Annotated in this window: 16 protein-coding genes and 1 riboswitch; of the genes, 11 read left to right on the top strand and 5 right to left on the bottom strand. The window is 48.9% G+C overall.

Going from position 1 to position 16,678, the window contains the following annotated elements; genetic code table 11:
- Positions 1-118 precede the first annotated feature (118 nt).
- The 6 genes from AC14M5_RS03800 to AC14M5_RS03775 all read left to right on the top strand — a co-directional run bounded on the left by AC14M5_RS03800 (position 119) and on the right by AC14M5_RS03775 (position 6,184).
- Entirely contained in the window at positions 119-508 is a 390-nt protein-coding gene (locus AC14M5_RS03800) for a hypothetical protein (RefSeq protein WP_484028302.1), read from the top strand.
- A 239-nt stretch (positions 509-747) separates the two neighbouring features.
- A complete protein-coding gene (locus AC14M5_RS03795) occupies positions 748-2,598 on the top strand; it encodes a TolB family protein (RefSeq protein ID WP_484028301.1) in 1,851 nt (616 codons plus the stop codon).
- Positions 2,599-2,842: 244 nt separating this feature from the next.
- Entirely contained in the window at positions 2,843-3,925 is a 1,083-nt protein-coding gene (locus AC14M5_RS03790; RefSeq protein ID WP_484028300.1) for a peptidoglycan DD-metalloendopeptidase family protein, read from the top strand.
- 195 nt (positions 3,926-4,120) lie between these two features.
- Positions 4,121-5,179, top strand: coding sequence for a recombinase RecA (gene recA, locus AC14M5_RS03785; protein ID WP_484028303.1), 1,059 nt, complete (start codon positions 4,121-4,123; stop codon positions 5,177-5,179).
- A 24-nt stretch (positions 5,180-5,203) separates the two neighbouring features.
- Positions 5,204-5,767 carry an NBR1-Ig-like domain-containing protein gene (locus AC14M5_RS03780; RefSeq protein ID WP_484028299.1) on the top strand — a complete coding sequence of 188 codons (564 nt, stop codon included), beginning with the start codon at positions 5,204-5,206 and terminating at the stop codon, positions 5,765-5,767.
- A 48-nt stretch (positions 5,768-5,815) separates the two neighbouring features.
- Positions 5,816-6,184: a hypothetical protein gene (locus AC14M5_RS03775; protein WP_484028298.1), complete on the top strand. Its 369-nt coding sequence runs from the start codon at positions 5,816-5,818 to the stop codon at positions 6,182-6,184.
- A gap of 129 nt (positions 6,185-6,313) precedes the next feature.
- On the opposite strand, the gene AC14M5_RS03770 is transcribed toward AC14M5_RS03775, so the two are convergent.
- The gene (locus AC14M5_RS03770) at positions 6,314-6,805 is read right to left on the bottom strand and encodes a CoA-binding protein (protein WP_484028297.1); all 492 of its coding nucleotides are present in this window, start codon (positions 6,803-6,805) and stop codon (positions 6,314-6,316) included.
- Positions 6,806-7,070: 265 nt separating this feature from the next.
- Positions 7,071-7,161: riboswitch (cyclic di-GMP riboswitch) on the top strand.
- A gap of 145 nt (positions 7,162-7,306) precedes the next feature.
- Here AC14M5_RS03770 and AC14M5_RS03765 point away from each other — a divergent pair.
- From AC14M5_RS03765 to AC14M5_RS03750, 4 genes are all read left to right on the top strand, one after another.
- On the top strand, positions 7,307-7,669 hold the full coding sequence (locus AC14M5_RS03765; RefSeq protein WP_484028296.1) for a hypothetical protein: 363 nt from the start codon (positions 7,307-7,309) through the stop codon (positions 7,667-7,669).
- A gap of 104 nt (positions 7,670-7,773) precedes the next feature.
- On the top strand, positions 7,774-9,612 hold the full coding sequence (locus AC14M5_RS03760) for a signal peptidase I (RefSeq protein ID WP_484028295.1): 1,839 nt from the start codon (positions 7,774-7,776) through the stop codon (positions 9,610-9,612).
- Positions 9,609-10,004, top strand: a complete 396-nt coding sequence (locus AC14M5_RS03755) for a hypothetical protein (RefSeq protein WP_484028294.1) — start codon at positions 9,609-9,611, stop codon at positions 10,002-10,004. The genes AC14M5_RS03760 and AC14M5_RS03755 overlap by 4 nt, the downstream gene beginning before the upstream one ends.
- Before the next feature lie 25 nt (positions 10,005-10,029).
- On the top strand, positions 10,030-10,671 hold the full coding sequence (locus AC14M5_RS03750) for a class I SAM-dependent methyltransferase (RefSeq protein ID WP_484028293.1): 642 nt from the start codon (positions 10,030-10,032) through the stop codon (positions 10,669-10,671).
- Here AC14M5_RS03750 and AC14M5_RS03745 read toward each other — a convergent pair.
- Positions 10,658-11,530: a hypothetical protein gene (locus AC14M5_RS03745; protein ID WP_484028292.1), complete on the bottom strand. Its 873-nt coding sequence runs from the start codon at positions 11,528-11,530 to the stop codon at positions 10,658-10,660. The genes AC14M5_RS03750 and AC14M5_RS03745 overlap by 14 nt on opposite strands.
- Before the next feature lie 231 nt (positions 11,531-11,761).
- On the opposite strand from AC14M5_RS03745, the gene AC14M5_RS03740 reads away from it, so the two are divergent.
- On the top strand, positions 11,762-12,679 hold the full coding sequence (locus AC14M5_RS03740) for a DMT family transporter (RefSeq protein WP_484028291.1): 918 nt from the start codon (positions 11,762-11,764) through the stop codon (positions 12,677-12,679).
- A gap of 87 nt (positions 12,680-12,766) precedes the next feature.
- Here AC14M5_RS03740 and AC14M5_RS03735 read toward each other — a convergent pair whose 3' ends face one another.
- The 3 genes from AC14M5_RS03735 to AC14M5_RS03725 all read right to left on the bottom strand — a co-directional run.
- On the bottom strand, positions 12,767-13,888 hold the full coding sequence (locus AC14M5_RS03735) for an alpha/beta hydrolase family protein (protein ID WP_484028290.1): 1,122 nt from the start codon (positions 13,886-13,888) through the stop codon (positions 12,767-12,769).
- 222 nt (positions 13,889-14,110) lie between these two features.
- Positions 14,111-14,467, bottom strand: a complete 357-nt coding sequence (locus tag AC14M5_RS03730; protein ID WP_484028289.1) for an endonuclease domain-containing protein — start codon at positions 14,465-14,467, stop codon at positions 14,111-14,113.
- A gap of 184 nt (positions 14,468-14,651) precedes the next feature.
- A partial coding sequence (locus AC14M5_RS03725) for a hypothetical protein (RefSeq protein WP_484028288.1) occupies positions 14,652-16,678 on the bottom strand: 2,027 nt, incomplete at its 5' end.

Genomic DNA, 16,678 nt, shown 5'->3' with positions numbered 1-16,678 from the left:
GCATAACGCCTTATATATTGCATATCCACATTATACGCCCGTCAGCTAATGAAACTGTAATTTTCCTCTCACCCCCCGCGCGGGCGGTACATCGCGTCCGCAGGTTATAATTCCTCTCATGGAATTTTTCTTCCCCGAAGATAACCTCACCCGCGCAGTCCCTGAAGAAACGAAGATCGCCTCCCTTTCCGCCCAACCCTACCCGGATGGCTATCGTTTGCGTGTCAATCTCGAGATCACGCCCTTTCAAAAGCGGCCCTACATTGAAGTCTCCCTCCACGATGCGGATGGGGAGGAAGTCGCTTCCACCAACATCGTCGAGCCCATGAGCTGGAAACTGGAATTCACCATGCACATCCGCGGCGAACTCAGGAATCCATACACTCTCAACGCCAGGCTGTATTATCCCGATGGCCCTTCCGCCGAACCTCGTCAATTTTCTTTTGATGTGACGCCCCTTGACCCCGGGGCAGCGCCTCCTCCTTCGACCGAATCTGATTCCGATTAATTGACCTTATCCATGCCCTTGCCTTTCCCCACTCACAAAACAAATATGTCGCTCCCCAAAGGGGACGCTGTGCGAGGCGCACTTGCTTTTTGCCGACACTTGCGCCGCACGCCACATCGTCCCGATGCCTTTTCGGGAGTGCAGGTGAGCAGTCTCCTGATAATATGGGATTGCTTACCCTACGGGCACGATGTCGTCGGCAACGACATAATGAAGATCGCTGATTTTCCCTTCCCACTATGAAAATTATTTATAGTTTGATTATCATCAGCATCCTGCTCTTTGGCTGCTCGCAAGCCACTCAGGAGATTCCCGCGCCACAAAATACTCCTGAACCTATTATCGAATTTACGGCCACGCCCACTGCCATCCGCTTTAGTGAGGATGACAATACCGTTTTTATCTCCATCGAAGAGAATGGATATGCTCATCTCTTTACGCAAAGCGAGCAGCCACAGGATTTACCATTAACCCGCATCACCACCGGCGATTGGAATGACATCGCCCCCGCCCTCAGCCCCGACCGCACTCAACTTGCCTTCGCATCCGACCGCAGCGGCTTTTGGGATCTATATGTGATGGATCTGCAAACGGGAGAGGTGGAGCAGGTCACAGATTCACCTGAATACGACTCCGCTCCCTCCTGGTCACCGGATGGTCAATGGTTGGTCTTTGAAACCTATATCGATGAAAATCTTGAAGTCTACGTTGTGTCGGTCAATGACCGTTCACAGGAGATCATCCCCCTCACACAGAATCCCGCCTCCGATCACTCTCCCGTCTGGGCACCGGATGGCAGGCACGTGGCTTTCATCTCCACTCGCGGCGGCGATAGTGACGTGTGGCTTGCCAATCTCGATATCACCGGTGATGAGCGTTACCAAAACTTAAGCAACACACCTTTTGCCTCTGAAAACTTTCCGCTTTGGAATTATGACGGCTCACAATTACTTTGGGCCTCCATCTCTCAAACTGTAGGCTTTAGCGGCTTATATATTTGGGATGCCACGAATCCAAGCCGCACCGCACGTTGGATTGGTGATGGAATCATCGGCGCCTGGGATGAAGCGGCTGAAAAGATCATCGCAGTTACCAGCGCTCCCAATCGATACTACATCACCTCCTATGATGTTCAAGGCAATTTGCTGATCTCTCCCACTCCATTAAGCGGCCGTGTGCGCGGGCTGACCTGGGGCCACGCTGAGTTACCGAATCCGCTCCCGAATGTATTCGCGCAAGCGGCAGGAGCTCCGCCCACAGCTTTATGGTCACCAGCCATCACATCTGGAACCGATGTGCCCGGTGAACGCTGGTACGTTGTCCCGATTGATGATGTGCAGGCTCCGTATCCGCAACTACATGATCTGGTGGATGAATCCTTTAACGCCTTACGTAATCGCATCGTTCTTGAAACTGGCTGGGATGTGCTCGCAAGTTTGGAAAACGCTTTTGTTCCGTTAACCACCAGCCTCGAACCCGGTATGGAAGAAGATTGGTTATACACAGGCAGAGCCTTTGCGATTAACTCCCTCATGTCCAATGCCGGCTGGATGGTCACCTTGCGTGAAGATATTGGCGCACAAACGTATTGGCGGGTTTACATCCGCGCTGGGGTGCAGGATGGTTCGGTAGGTGAGCCGATCCACAATGCTCCCTGGAATTTAAGCGCGCGCTATGATCTTGATCCGCGTATCTATGAGCAGGGCGGTGAATATGGCCCCGTGCCCTCAGGCTATTGGGTGGATATAACCGACCTCGCCTCAACTTATGGCTGGGAGCGTGTGCCAGCCTTGCCAAACTGGCGCACCTTTTATAACGGCGCACGCTTCTCTGAATTTGCGTTGACCGGCGACCAAAGCTGGTACGCTGCCATGTTGGAGCTTTATCCTGCCGAAGCGCTCGTCACCCCAACTCGCGTTCTTGCTCCCACCCTTACACCCACTTCCACATTTACATCGACTCCCACAAAACGCCCCACCCGAACGCCACGCATAACATTCACCCCATCCCTCTCGCCAACACCAACATTAACCCCTGCGGCCACGTTCACCCCATCTCTGACACCCACACCCCCAACGGTGATTCCATAGCGCACCACTGTGGACTCCATCAGCTTGCTGATGGATACTCTGGGCAGCAAGCTGCCCAACTCCAGAGTTAATGAAAACTCCGAAGGAGTGAAATGATTATAGTTAAGAGAAGGCATTTATCCTAACCCCGAAGGGGTGTCATAAATTCCAGAAAATCTATACCATCCCTTCGGGATTATGATCATTATTTGCTTTATTCTATAATTCTGTCATCCCTTCGGGATTGTGTGAATCAATAAAAAAAATGAAATTCAATAAGACGATCATCCTCATATTATTACTAACTCTCTCCGCCTGCTCGAGCGCGGTAGGTGGAGTCACCCCAACGCCGGTAATCGCCGCAGGTGTGGCCGACCAGCCTCAGGTCATGTTTGATGCGGTGACTCCTTCACCAGTACCGTTTCAATTCAGTCTTCCCACTCCTGGCGCGGAGCCTATCTCTGGCTGGCGTCCTCCTTTATATCCAATCCCCTGGGCCATGTCTGCCTATGATCATTTTTATTTCGCGCGCCCCATCGCCGCAGACCAGGTCAACTGGCCGACCCCGGATTATCGTTATGGCGGCGTATTTTTTGGGCGGAATATTGTGCATACCGGCGTTGATATCCCAACACCGGAAGGCACACCCATCATGGCCGCGGGCCCGGGGACAGTGGTGTGGACGGGCTGGGGACTGTTCCTCGAAACACCGGGCAATCAAGATGACCCGTATGGTTTGGCGGTTGCCATCCGCCATGACTTTGGTTATAACGATCAACAGCTTTATACCGTTTACGCGCACATGAGTTTGATGAATGTGATCGTTGGCCAGCACGTTGAAACGGGGGAGGTGATTGGCTTTGTCGGCTCAACGGGCGCAACTACGGGGCCGCATGTCCACTTTGAAGTTCGCTTCCCTCATAACTCCTTTTTCTATACATATAACCCTGAGTTATGGATCGCCCCTCCGCAGGGCTGGGGTGTGCTGGTTGGCCGCGTGATGGATACAAAGGGAGAATTGCTTCAGCAGACAGAAATCACTGTTCGCGCGGAAGCCATAAAGAAAACTTTTGAAGCGAGAACTTATGGCAAAGGTGGGGCGGTCAATTCTGATCCGTACTACAACGAAAACCTTGTGTTAGGTGACCTGCCTGCGGGTATTTATAAGATTACGATTCGCTATGCAGATGAAACCAAGGATCGACAAACCTGGGTCGAGATTTTTCCTGGGCAGGTTACCTACTTTACCTTCACCGGTGAAAAAGGTTTCGGCACTGAACGCCCACCTGTCCCAACCCTTGATTTCGTTCCCTCCAGCCTGCAATCCACCTCTACGCCCGCCCCCTGACACCTTTTTTCAGCACCTTGACGTACTGAACATCTGTGCTATACTCTCGCAACACACTTAAACCCTTAACCCTTCGTGACACTTCGTGCCCTTTGTGGTTAAATGTTTTTACCTATTACACTTGTATTGGAGAACTAACTCATGGCCAGAAAATCTTCCCGTTCAGCCTCAACTGAAACCGCACAAACCAAAAATATGGATAACGCCAAACAAGCCGTGCTAGATAAGGCTGTTGGCGATATTTTAAAACGCTACGGCGATGGCTCGATCATGCGCCTCGGCGAAGCTCATGGCATGGTGACCGAAGCTATTCCCACGGGCTCGCTCTCCCTCGATATTGCCCTCGGCGTCGGCGGCATTCCGCGTGGACGTGTGATCGAAATCTATGGCCCTGAGTCCTCTGGTAAAACCACGCTTTGTCAGCACATTGTGGCCGAAGCACAGAGGATGGGCGGCACCGCTGCATTTATTGATATGGAACATGCGCTCGACCCCACCTATGCCGCAAAGGTCGGCGTGGATATCGACAACTTGCTCGTCTCTCAGCCCGATACCGGTGAGCAGGCGCTCGAGATCGCAGAGACCCTCGTCCGCTCTGGCGCAGTGGATGTCGTCGTAGTTGACTCGGTTGCTGCGCTAGTCCCACGCTCCGAAATCGAAGGCGATATGGGCGACGCCACCATGGGCGTGCAAGCACGTCTTATGTCACAAGCGCTTCGCAAACTTTCAGGCGCGATCAACCAGACCAAGACCGCTGTCATCTTTACCAATCAATTGCGCCAGAAGATCGGCGTGATGTTTGGCAACCCTGAAACCACCACGGGCGGACAAGCTCTCAAGTTCTATGCCTCCGTCCGCCTCGATGTGCGCCGCATTCAATCCATCAAAGTCGGCGAAGAAGTCATCGGCAATCGCACCCGTGTCAAAGTGGTCAAGAACAAAATGGCGCCGCCTTTCCGCACTGCCGAGTTTGACATTATGTTCAACGAAGGCATCTCGAAATCTGGTGATGTGCTTGACCTCGCCACCAAGTTTGAAGTCCTCACCAAGCGCGGCGCCTTCTTCTCTTATGGCGATATCCGCATCGGCCAGGGACGCGAGAATGCCAAAGATTACCTGCGTGCCAATCTTGATATGATGAACGAGATCGAAGGCATCATCCGCCAGAAAGCGCTCAGCGGCGAGATCGCCCTTCCGCTTGACCTTGGCGCTGAAGTAGCCGAAGAGGCCGGTGGTACTGAAGAAGAAGCATAAAGTAAAATAAATGGACACGGTAACGTGTCCATTTTTATTATGACGAAGAATCGCTTCTCACTTAGCCGACAACTGATCCTGCTCACAAGCATTTTCTTCTTTTATGCCTGTGCCCCTCAAACTACACCGACGCTGTTCCGCCCGCCGACTTCCATCCCGCCCACACAGCCGCTATCCACAACCACGCCCATACCTGCGTTATTCACGCCTGCTCCCACATTTACTCTCACCCCAACTGCTACACCGGGCCCTTGCATAAATGACCTCGATTTTATTGATGATGTGACAGTAGATGACGGTACATCTTTTCTCCCTGGCGCAGCCATTGATAAGCAATGGCTGGTGCAAAACAGCGGAACCTGCGGCTGGGATGATACTTATCGCTTGAAGTGGGTGGGAGGCTATCCCCTCGGCGCAGGAGAGGAACAATTGATCTACCCCGCCCGAGCAGGGACTCAAGCTACGCTGCGCATCCTCTTCATCGCCCCCGCAGAGCCAGGTTCTTATGTGACCTCCTGGCAAGCAGTTGATGCTGATGGAAACGTCTTTGGTGATCCGATCTTTATGCAGGTTGTGGTCACACCATAGTTTGCTCCATCCGGGATCAAGTTCCTAATGGCGCGTGAAGGAGTATCTATGCCATCTCAAACCGAATTCCCCATCATCTTTGAAAATCTCAAATCCATTCTCGAACCTTACGCCAAAAAGCTGAATGTCAAATCAGATGCAACGGAAGTTTATTATCTCGAAGGCGGATACAGTGAGAAATGGAAGAAGGACTTATTCTTCGCCTCAACACAAGTGAAAAAGAATTATGTCTCTTTTTATCTCATGCCAGTCTACATGTATCCCGATCTATTGAAGGACATCTCCCCTGAACTCAAGAAACACATGCAGGGAAAATCCTGCTTCAATTTTAAGAAGGTCGAAAAACCCCTGTTCGACGAGTTAAGTCAACTCACGAAGCAGGGATTTGAAAGATTCATGAAGGAAGAGTATTCATAATCATGTCATTGCGAGGAGCGCCCTTGCTCTTTGCGACGAAACAATCCCCAACGAGGCAAAGGAATTATTTTGTCAGGCTAAAGCCTTCCTCGCAATGATGGGACTGAGATAACTGTTTTTTGCGAGCCCTTAATTCACGCTCATAAAGCCGAACATTTTCCACATGCCGCGCATCATCGCATGACCGAAATCTGGCTTTAGGTATTGGTTCGGGCATGAGCCGGGAATGACCGCGATCCCATTGGCTTTGCACATCTCTACAGCAGAAGGGGAGACGCTGGTCATGCTTGCCGCGAGACCGGGCTTGGTGCCCATCATGCAGTGCATCCATACATGTTTGATGCCCATATCTACGCATTGTTGAATGATCTGGTCAGTTACCTTCGGGCTGGTAAGAATAAAGACTGCATCTACTTTTTCAGGGATGGATTTTAGGTCGGGGTAGCAAGTGTCCCCTTCAAAAGAAGATATGTGCGGGTTTACTGCATAGACTTGATAACCACTTTCCTTGAATTTTTTATAATTCAGATTGCAACCTGTCTCGCGCTTATCCGATACACCCACAACGGCGATCTTCTTCTGCGCGAGGAAATCCTGAACCATATTATCGAGTTTTGACATAAGAATTCTCCTTTAATGAAAAATCGAAGCCATGTGGCTTCGATCAAATTGAAGATGATGATCCAATATTTTGCTCACAAGGAAAATTATACGTAATCGAGATTCATAAACAAGATGACGAACATCACTTTGTGTGGTCATAAGGCCAGACCACTTTACCTATGAAGTGAGACAAACAATCGCCTTACCAAACTGCAAATGTTTAACCTGTTGCAATTATTTTGCAAGGTCTATTTATTTTTTTCAATGTTATATTGACAACAACATCCGATAAAGGCAAAACCGGTGAAAGCCGGTGACGCAAAGCCATGGGTCTACCGTCACTACAAAGTGACCACGACCGCCAGGCCGCCGAAGATCACAAAATTCTTTTTGTGTATGTTTGGCCTGGCTTACCACAAGTCAGGCTTTTTTATTCGGATGGCTGATCAACCTTCAAGAAGTTCGTTCCACTAGCGCAGACCCGCTTCCATGTGGATCTGCAAAACAAGGAGAAAAGCCATGTTACGCAATTTCAAGATCCTGTTCGTTGTGCTCGTCATAGCCATCATCTCAGTCGCCTCTTATGCTTTTGCTGCGGCTAACACTGTCCCAGCCACAAAAGCTGGTGATGGTCTGGGAGTGGTCAGCGGTTACACAATTACCAGTGTTGTGTACACTTTGAATGGGACCGATCCATCCACACTGGATAGCGTCGCATTTGACGTGGGTGCTGCGGCTACAGTTGTAAAAGTCCAACTTGTGGCCACAACTGGTTCCTGGTATGCCTGCACTCTCGGCACCGGCACAACCTGGTCATGCACTACCACCGGTCTCGATGTTTCGACCATAAACCAGTTGCGTGTGGTAGCCGCCAGCAACTAGTTCTGATGACCAATTAATGAAAGAAGCAGGCCTGCTCCGATGGAAGAACCCGTCTCGAAGATTGGCGGGAGAACGCCGCGAGCAGGCCTGTAATTTTATAGATAATGAAACCCATTAGTAAACGCTCGACCACTCTTGTTACGCTATTATTCCTTTTCATTGTATTCATCTTTGTAATTGCATTTGCGCCAACTAATTTGGGCGGCTCAGTCACGTATGTCATCGTCAACGGCAACAGCATGGAGCCGAACTTTCATCTCGGTGATCTAATACTCGTTCGAACGGAATCAACTTACAGGGCGGGGGATGCGGTCACCTATCAAAATGCAGAAATGGGTGCTTTTGTCTTCCATCGCATTATTGGCACTGAGTTGGATCGCTTCATCCTTAAAGGTGATAATAATTCCTGGCTTGATTCTTATCAACCAACGCAGGATGAGATCATTGGAAAATTATGGGTGCATATCCCGAAACTTGGCAAGGCCATTGAATGGGTACGTGAGCCGCTGCATATTTCGCTTACAGTTGCTTTGCTCGGAGGTGTCTTGATGTCTGGCGTGATCGCAAAACCATCCAAACGTAAAAAGGAAAACAATAAGCCGTTGACGAACTTTAGAGCAAGGTCTGAAGGCTTGTTGTATGCGGCTGGGTTTCTCAGCCTGGCTTTCCTTGCTTTGGGTATTCTCGCTTTTACACGTCCGTTGAATCGCCCCGCCGAAAATATTCCATATCAACAAGAGGGTTATTTTTTCTACTCGGCCACGGGCACGCCCGGTGTTTATGATTCCGATGTGCTGCATTCGGGGGAGCCTGTCTTCCCAAAATTGACTTGCTTTCTTAACATCGGTTTTACCTATAATATGATCGGAAATGCTGTGCAGGGAATGACAGGCAATCAAAGTATGGTGGCTCGTATTATGGATGAGCAAAGCGGATGGTTTCGCACGATCCCTTTGAATTCGGGCGCTTCGTTTAATGGCAATTCATATTTCACGATGACCACTCTTGACCTGTGCCAGGTGGAGTCTCTGGTAAACCTGGTGGAGCAGGAAGCTGGTTTGCATTCCAGTTCTTACACTTTGGAGATCGTTACAAATATTGCACTTACTGCAACGGTTGCGGGGCAACAGATCAACGATACCTTTGACCCAAAGCTAGTATTCAAATACGACAAGGTGCATTTCTATCTCGCTGCGGACGAATCACAGCAGGATCCTTTGCGGTCTTCGAAACAAAGTATTGCAAGCGGTTCTGAAACACGGGTAAACACCATTTCCTTATTGGGCTTGAAGCCGCCCGTTTGGGCAGTGCGCTTCATCTCCCTGCTTGGGCTTGGGTTTGCGCTATTTGGTATTATCTTTGCTGGCAGCAATGTGTATCGCACCGCCAACCAGAGTCAGGAGGCGCTCATCCGCTTCAAGTATGGCTCCATGCTGGTGGATGTTTATGAGCAAAATATCGCGCCGTCTTTATCGGTGATCGATGTGGCGACGATTGATGATCTCGCCAGGCTTGCCGAGCGGCATGGCACGATGATCCTGCACATGACACAGAATTTTTTACATTATTATCTTGTCCAGAGCAGCGGCACGACTTATCGCTATGTGATCACCACTGGCAGGAAGGGTGTTGCGGATCATACACAAGTTGACGACGTAGAAATTAAGCACATAACAAGTGCATTTGAAGAACGTGTTGTTGAACCTGCGCCCATTCATGCCGAGCCAATTAGCTCCAAGGTCGTTGATGAAGAAAAGAAAACGAGTAATCCTCCTCCACCTGTAAATGAAATGCCAGCTCCTGTTGCTTATGCCAGCAAGAATAAGGCTGCCAATCTGAAACCAGTCCGTGAAGAAGTAATGGAATATGCCATCCATACCGGTGAAATTGGATTTACATTGACTCAGCCTGAGACGGAGATATTAAGGAAGATCAAATTATGACTATACCCCGTCCGCTTCAACTGCTGACCTTTGGGCTGGTTGCGCTAATATTATTTACCTCGGTGACGGCTGTTGCCGCCACCAATACCATTCCAGTTACGCGGCTTGATCATGTTGTATCGTCCGTCAACATTAATAGCTTCAAGCCTTCAGCTTGCTCAGGCTTATCCCTGACCAACCTCGCTACTGGCTCAGGCACATTGACCGGTACCACAGGCAATGACCTCATCCTCGCCAGCTCTGGCGTAGACACGATTGACGGCCTTGGCGGAGATGATTGCATCCTCGGCGGCGGCGGAGATGACACCATCACTGGCGGTGATGGGAATGACGTGTGCCTGGGCGGTCCTGGAACCGATGTTTTTACTACTTGCGAGGGGGAGATTCAATAAGTATTAAATGATATAGAATAAAGCGATGAGCATTCAAAACGCATATAACGAGTGGTCAGGGATCTACGACTCAAACGAAAACCTGACCCGTGACCTTGATCAAAAAGTGACTCGCGAGACTTTCGCGGGTCAGCATTTCGAATCCATCCTTGAGCTTGGGTGTGGGACAGGCAAGAACACCGCCTTCCTCGTCCAAATTGGGAGGCAGGTTCATGCCCTCGATTTTTCGCAGGGCATGATCGAGAAGGCCAAAGAAAAAGTCAAGGGGGAGAATATCCGCTTTGACATGGCAGACTTAACGAAACGCTGGCCTTGTGAAGATAATGCTTACGACCTCATTACCTGTAATCTTGTGTTGGAGCACATCGCAGACTTGTCCCATATCTTTTCAGAAGCCACGCGGACATTATTGCCAAAAGGCAAATTTTTCATCAACGAACTACATCCCTTCAAACAATACAAAGGGGTAAAGGCAAGGTTCGAAAGGAATGATGAAACAATAGAGGTGGAGGCATTTGTCCATCACATTTCGGAGTTTATCAATGCGGCCATGTCCAATGGCTTGAAATTGGTAAAGATAAACGAATATTGGCATGAAGAAGACCAGGATAAGCCGCCAAGAATCGTCTCCTTTATGTTTGAGAAAGTCGATGTTATTCAGGTATAACTCTGACATACTCGCCGATCTTATCTCCAAACCACCCGCTAACCAGATGATATAGCGCGTACAGTTCCAGCGCGAAGGGCAGATAGCCGCCATAACCGAGCAACGGCATTTCAAAGATGTGCAGCCAGTTACCCCAGGGGACGTGATAGATCCATTTCGGATACGAATAATAATTCCACATCTCCCAAAAGAAGGCGGTCAGCAATACACCCAGCCAGAGTGAAATGACCGGACGCCAATCGCCTTTCGCCGTCCACTGGGCGAGCGAGCGATTTCCGAGCCAGATATTGATGGGTTCAAGAATAAAGTAGAGGGATAGCCAGATGAACGGAAAGAAGATTTTCGGGTAGATCAACATCAAGGCGAGCATGATCCAGCCGAGGGCGAAGAAGGAAACGGTTGTCCTTTTATCCGTACCAATTACGGGACCGCGGGTAAGTCGTTTAACAAAATCAAAGCTCGCGAAGAATTCTGCACTCCCAAATACGGCGGGGATCACAGTTGTGAAGCTCAAGGTTGTCCAAAAGAAATATTGTAGTGGTGTGAATATCTCGGCACCGCTGTAGGTCCAGTTTTGGGTGCGGAGGTTGAGCAGTTCGAAGATCCACCACACGGGCGCGGAGACGAGGAACAAGCCGATGTATTTTCGCGGACTCCGCATGAGCAGAGAAGTGCCCGTGCGCCAGAAGACCAATCCATCCATGCCAAGGCAATGCCCAAACCACAGCGGGAAGAAACCCCAATGCGTGCGCGGGCCTGTCAACGTCCAATTGAGGATCCAGAAAACGATGATGAGACTCAGTCCGAGCCAGCCATGCAAAGGGACTTTGAATTTTTGGTTCTTGAAATTGGTTGCCATGCCCCAAGTTTACACTGAGAATGTGAGGTGTCAGGCTTTCCTTATTTCCCCACTATCCCTGATCAGCGAATACCCAAACCGAAATGGAAGATAACGTGTTATTGCCATTATCGCTTGCCTCATAACTAAACTTTTTGGCACAAATTGCGGCTAAGATATTACAACCTTGATTTAGCAAATTATGCGATACGCTGTAAATGTTTTGTCTTTTACTGGTAGAAAGGAAATGAAATGAACGGCGTGACTTCCAAACAAGATGTGACAATTGTTTCCAGCCCCGACAAATTAACCCTGTTGGCTTACCTATTCATCGTATTATTTGCGGGCTCGAACTTTGTCGCGGTCCGATTTACAGTGGCAGAATTGCCGCCTTTTTGGGGAGCAACCATCCGCTTTGCGGCGGCGGCGCTCATATTCTGGGGGATCGTTCTTTTGCGAAGGAGTCCTTTTCCCGATAGGCGCACACTGCTTGGAATCCTTCTTTATGGCCTTCTGAGCATTGGTGCAAGTTATGCATTTTTATATTGGGGGCTGCAAAGCATTCCTGCCGGGCTGACATCGGTCTTTATTGCGCTCGTGCCTTTGATGACCTTCTTTTTCGCATTCTTTCACGGTATTGAGTCGTTTCGCTGGCGCGGATTAATCGGCGGCTTCCTTGCTCTGGCAGGCATAGCCTATGCGTTCTTCGAACAGCCAGGCGGAGCGCTTCCGGTGCTTTCGGTGCTCGCGATCATTGCGGGCGTCGCGTGCATCGCCGAATCGACTGTGGTTATAAAAATGATCCCGAAGAGCGATCCATTTGTTACCAATGCATTGGCGGTGACAGTAGGCGCGCTGACTCTGGTTATTCTGTCCCTCATCGCGGGCGAATCATGGACTCTGCCGACCCAGAGGGCTACGTGGATATCCATTGTCTACCTGATACTGTTCGGTTCAGTGATCATGTTTTATCTGTTTCTTTTCGTTGTCAGGCGCTGGACGGCTTCCGCAACTTCATTTCAATTTGTGCTTATGCCATTTGTGACCGTGATCGTTGCGGGATGGCTGGCGGATGAAACCGTAAACTCTGCTTTTATGCTTGGCGGCGCGTTGACATTGATCGGGGTGTGGATCGGTGCATTGTCCAGCCCTTCGTCGCCAAAAACCTGACGCGGCATGTTCGCGAGGAACTGACCGGGGTCGCGATGAAGTGGTGGGTGGGTCGCACCCTCACCCGCCCGCCGTTGGCGTTGGCGGTTATTTTGCGGTTATCGTTGCGACCCCATTGCTCCACACACTTATGCCATCAGAATTGAGCCATGCCAGCGCTTCTGGATAGCCGCGCAGGTACGCGTCAAAAAATGCGATCTGGGTCGCCGCGACATAGGGTTCCAAATCCAATGCGCCATCGGACCCCAGGGCAAAGGTGACGTGGTTGGCCTCGGGAGAATCCACGTAGAGCAAATACTGATCGGGACCGGGCATGCGCTGGAATGCATCCAGCCGATCGCGCGGCTGTTCGTTTGGTGTGCTGTCTGATTGACCAGTGGTAACCAGCATGGGACGCGTGATATCCGACCATGAGGTCTCGGTGTACCCAAGGGCACCAATACCCTGCGGTGAATTGGCGTTAAAGGCCTTGATGCGAGGGTCGGGCCACCCGATGTTTTGAAGGCTGAGTGATACATTTCGAATTGCGCCGGCCAGGCTCATCACCATCACAGTTCCCCCGGAGTGACCAGCGGCGCCGATGCGATCCCGGTCAAAGGTCAGATTGGAAGCGCGCTCGATGTTATCCAAATCGTCCAGCACGGCGCTTCCATCAAGCGATTTGTTGTACCAGGTGGACTGCAACGTACCGCCATCTTCAACCTGCTTGGTAAAATCCGATGACTCACATTCATCGGCAGGGATTTGCAGCAGGGCACAATGGGAGTCAAGTTCATCCTCCACATGCCCGATATGAATCACCACATAACCGGCGCTTGCCAGCGCATATCCCCATTCGTTGTTAGCATGATGTCCATTATTGTTATACCCTCCGCCATGAGACCAGATGATGAGCGGCAGAGGCCCCTGCGCGCCGAGCGGATAGCGGATGAGGATCGGGAAGGTACGGTCGCGCTTCGCATCGTGGACCTCGTAGTTATCGAACACTTTGACTTCATACGTGATAGGAGTGACATACATACCCTCTGGACCAGGAGTTGAAGTCACAATGGACACGGCAGTCGTTGAAGTGACCGCGGGTGTGGTGGGTGAGATGGGCGTCCCAGTTGCCTCGGCGACAGGTTTCTGATTATCGCCTCTTCCAAGCCTGCATCCGGTAAGTACAATCAAGAGCGCTATGGCAAATAATAAACGAAGATACTTCCTCATTGTATTCTCCTCTGAATTCTAAGTTGATGAGAAATTGTGGATTGTCTTATGCCCGCATTATAGTCGGTATTAATCCCGCTTCTCGTTCGTCAACTCCTGCCCCCACCCAGCCTCCCCCAAATGGGACAGGGAAACTTTTTATATCAGCCAGTTGTAACATGTCCCATTTGGGGGAGGTGCCGAAGGCAGAGGGGGGTCGCTCCCGCAATTCCTGCCGCGGACTTAATTACCCTTCAAGGAGAATTCAATCGCCTGAATGACTCCATTAATATCATTCAATACCTGATTATTCCAAAATCGGATCACTTTATATCCTAGGGATTCCAAATACTTGCTTCGCTCAACATCGTATTCAGCTTGCTCCAGATGCTGACTCCCGTCTAGCTCAATAATCAGTTTCCCTTTGACTGAGACAAAGTCAACGATAAAGTTCCCAATAGCATGTTGGCGCCTGAAATTCACCCCGTTCAATTTATCCCCGCGTAAATATGCCCACAGTTTTCTTTCAGCAAGTGTGGGCTCTTTTCTCAGCTTCACTGCCTGACGCATAGTTCCTGGATTGGATCGTTTAGCTGGCATGATGTTCTTTCCCTGAATTTATCATCACTCAATTGAGTCTATTGCAAATCCCTGCCCCCACCCGCCTCCCCCAAATGGGACATGTTATACATGGTTAACATAAAAAGTTTCCCTGTCCCATTTGGGGGAGGTGCCCGCAAGGGCGGAGGGGGCCGCTCCGCCATTCCTCGCTTAGTAACATTTATTAATAATAGTCGCGCTCTTCTCTTATTCTTTCTCTTTGAATATCTTGCTCAAGCCTATCAATACATTCATCGAGCCATTTTATGACCTGAGGGTTACTCTCATTTTTTCTGAAATCTGTGGCTACCTTCTGCTTTTGTGTAAAGTATTGGCTAGCCAACCCTGACCAACTTCCGCTTCCAAAATTTGCATGCAAATTGTTTCTTACATCTTCTAAATCTCCATATCGTACAAGTAACTCGCGAGCCCAACAGACCTTATCCGTTTCCCGATGTAAAGCTTTCGGAACGAATGTGGCCAAATACCAAGCCCTTTGCTCGATATTTTCGTTTACCCAATCCCAAACTACGTTTTGGGGAAAAATATCTAAAGGACCAGTCATTTTCTCATTTCCGAGGATTTCAGATTGACCATGTAACCAATTTGTTATTCCAAATGCCCGACTATCATAAGGGGGATCAAGATATCTCACAATTTGCTTCCATACATGTTCAGGATATAACCGGGCTACCTTTCCTACAGTATTATGTATTGTAGAAAAAATACGCCCAAACAATGCATTGTCATCGGCAAAATGCTCTAATATCTCGAAGCTAATTTCCAAGGCGCGGTTAGGAAATTGTTCAATAAATTTATCTGCTATTTCTGTCCAGTGGTATTCACCCATTTGATCGTACATGATCTTATTCGAGGGCGTAGAAAAAGTTGAGTGTGTCAACAGGCGAAGAGTCAACTTTTCAGGCAGTTTCCTGTTTCGTTTTTCGTATACATAAAGATGATGGTGTGTGGAAAGGGCAATAAGGGAGAATGCAACATCATTTTGCGAAAGCAAGAGATCAAACCATTCGTCAATGACATCCTGAGATACTTCTTTGAAAAAATCCACATATTCAAATAGCCTAAACTCCAGAAGGCTTATTTTCCCTGCTTTTGCCAAGTCAATAAGCAGAATGGCCAAATCATTCGTAAGTTCGCGTGTATGCCATATCACCATTGGCACAACATAAACAAGGTCATCATCCTCAGAAAAAGATTGCACCAATTTCATCCAACCAGCTTTATCTTGGGCAAAACTATCTTGCAAGTAGCTTCCTAGGAAAACCGCCGGAGTTTTTTTGCTCCTCAATTCCTTAGCTAGCTGAATTATTGAACTTAACAGTTCCTTCTTTTTATCTTTCTTACCTAAAGCTGTGGCAAAGCCTCGTCCCCTATAGAAGTCATTAGACATTAACCATGGAAGTTCTGCCATTAATTCAATCAGGTTTGACAAACCGTAATCTGCTAATTCTTGGATATTGCTCTCGATTTTATCTACTTTATTCTCAGATTCGTCAAATCTATCAATGATCAAATCCATTGCAACGTACCGAACTAACATATCATGATAGTTACTTCCAGTTATTTTTTTCTGAAGCTTTTCCCATCGATCAAGAACATCAGGAGGAATCTCTTTATTAAAATAGTGCGTAAAATGGAGAACAGTAGCAGTCAGCGATTCTCTTTCTGTGTCTATCAAATCCTTTTCCGAAAGTGTCTCTAAGTCTTCTAACACCATTTCGTTCAGCAAATGAATGCGAGCTAAATTGCCTGCACCATCCATCACGCCCTTAAACGCGACCTCACGTTCACTTCCATCAAAAGTGTCTAAACTCGAAAAAAGCAATTTCCATATATCACGATAAGCATCAAACAGTTCACCATATGTTTTGGGATGCCATAAATTTGGACGTTTACCAACTATCCGATGGCTGTCTCTTATGAATCCTCCGCCCGTCCAGGACAGGGCTTTTTTGCAAGCATCTAATCCTAGCTTTCTAGCTTCTGGCGAAGTGGAGGTTAATGCTTCTTGTAATACTTGAATACGTTGGCTTGGTGTGGCTTCAGATTTAGATAGTTCTTTATGTTCACTAAGTTGGAATAATTCGGCAAATACCCCACTAGCATTATTCGAGTAAGTTTGATTCTCTGCTTCTCCTAACAACAATAATAACCTAGCAGCATCTTGAAAAAGATTCTGCCAAAGGGCAA

This window comes from Candidatus Villigracilis sp. (assembly GCF_057083605.1).
Note: the sequence above shows the minus strand (reverse complement) of the source record. Positions and strands in the feature narration are given on the sequence as shown.

What these genes read in the sequence shown, in the direction of transcription:
- AC14M5_RS03750 (WP_484028293.1), top strand. Translation starts at nt 10,030, where the DNA reads ATGAGCATTCAAAACGCATATAACGAGTGGTCAGGGATCTACGACTCA.
- recA (WP_484028303.1), top strand. Translation starts at nt 4,121, where the DNA reads ATGGATAACGCCAAACAAGCCGTGCTAGATAAGGCTGTTGGCGATATT.
- AC14M5_RS03730 (WP_484028289.1), bottom strand. Translation starts at nt 14,467, where the DNA reads ATGCCAGCTAAACGATCCAATCCAGGAACTATGCGTCAGGCAGTGAAG.
- AC14M5_RS03760 (WP_484028295.1), top strand. Translation starts at nt 7,774, where the DNA reads ATGAAACCCATTAGTAAACGCTCGACCACTCTTGTTACGCTATTATTC.
- AC14M5_RS03800 (WP_484028302.1), top strand. Translation starts at nt 119, where the DNA reads ATGGAATTTTTCTTCCCCGAAGATAACCTCACCCGCGCAGTCCCTGAA.
- AC14M5_RS03740 (WP_484028291.1), top strand. Translation starts at nt 11,762, where the DNA reads ATGAACGGCGTGACTTCCAAACAAGATGTGACAATTGTTTCCAGCCCC.
- AC14M5_RS03765 (WP_484028296.1), top strand. Translation starts at nt 7,307, where the DNA reads ATGTTACGCAATTTCAAGATCCTGTTCGTTGTGCTCGTCATAGCCATC.
- AC14M5_RS03790 (WP_484028300.1), top strand. Translation starts at nt 2,843, where the DNA reads ATGAAATTCAATAAGACGATCATCCTCATATTATTACTAACTCTCTCC.
- AC14M5_RS03795 (WP_484028301.1), top strand. Translation starts at nt 748, where the DNA reads ATGAAAATTATTTATAGTTTGATTATCATCAGCATCCTGCTCTTTGGC.
- AC14M5_RS03770 (WP_484028297.1), bottom strand. Translation starts at nt 6,805, where the DNA reads ATGTCAAAACTCGATAATATGGTTCAGGATTTCCTCGCGCAGAAGAAG.
- AC14M5_RS03745 (WP_484028292.1), bottom strand. Translation starts at nt 11,530, where the DNA reads ATGGCAACCAATTTCAAGAACCAAAAATTCAAAGTCCCTTTGCATGGC.
- AC14M5_RS03735 (WP_484028290.1), bottom strand. Translation starts at nt 13,888, where the DNA reads ATGAGGAAGTATCTTCGTTTATTATTTGCCATAGCGCTCTTGATTGTA.
- AC14M5_RS03775 (WP_484028298.1), top strand. Translation starts at nt 5,816, where the DNA reads ATGCCATCTCAAACCGAATTCCCCATCATCTTTGAAAATCTCAAATCC.
- AC14M5_RS03755 (WP_484028294.1), top strand. Translation starts at nt 9,609, where the DNA reads ATGACTATACCCCGTCCGCTTCAACTGCTGACCTTTGGGCTGGTTGCG.